The 689-nt window shown below is 60.7% G+C and carries 1 protein-coding gene; it reads left to right on the top strand.

What is annotated here, in order from left to right; genetic code table 11:
* Nucleotides 1-40 precede the first annotated feature (40 nt).
* Nucleotides 41-689, top strand: a 649-nt coding sequence (locus ACLQ23_RS31540) for an FG-GAP repeat protein (protein WP_425881534.1), incomplete at its 3' end; no start/stop codon positions are given.

The raw sequence follows: 689 nt of genomic DNA, 5'->3' as shown, positions 1-689 counted from the left end.
TGCGGCGCCGGCGTTGATGCGTGATGACGGTGACGGGACGATGACGTTGTGGCGGTGGTCGTCGTCGGGTTCGTCGTTCTCGTTGGAGGGGGATCTGTTCGAGTCCGGTGGTTGGACGATGTCGCGGGTCGGTGATCGGGTGGCGGCCGGCGATGTCGATGGTGATGGTCGCGATGATGTGGTGGCGACGTATCAGGAGTCGGATGGGTCGTTCAGTTTCCGGGTGTGGAAGGGGGGTGTGTCGCACGATCGGTGGTATTCGTCGGGTCCGTTTAATTTGGATCTGGTGGGTGGCCGGTTGGTGGTGGGTGACTGGAATGGTGATGGTAAGGCTGAGCCGGCGTTGATGCGTGATGACGGTGACGGGACGATGACGATTTGGCGGTGGTTGTCGTCGGGTTCGTCGTTTGAGCGTGCTAGTGATTATGAGTCTGGTGGTTGGACGATGTCGCGGGTCGGTGATCGGGTGGCGGCCGGTGATGTGAACGGTGATGGTAAGGACGACATCGTCGCGACGTATCAGGAGTCGGATGGTTCGTTCAGTTACCGGGTGTGGAAGGGTGGCCTGTCGCACGAGCGGTGGTATTCGTCGGGTCCGTTTAATTTGGACCCGGTGGGTGGCCGGTTGGTGGTGGGTGACTGGAATGGTGATGGTAAGGCTGAGCCGGCGTTGATGCGTGATGACGGTG

The organism is Micromonospora sp. DT41 (assembly GCF_049841715.1).
Taxonomy (GTDB): Bacteria; Actinomycetota; Actinomycetes; order Mycobacteriales; family Micromonosporaceae; genus Micromonospora; species Micromonospora profundi.
Note: the sequence above shows the minus strand (reverse complement) of the source record. Positions and strands in the feature narration are given on the sequence as shown.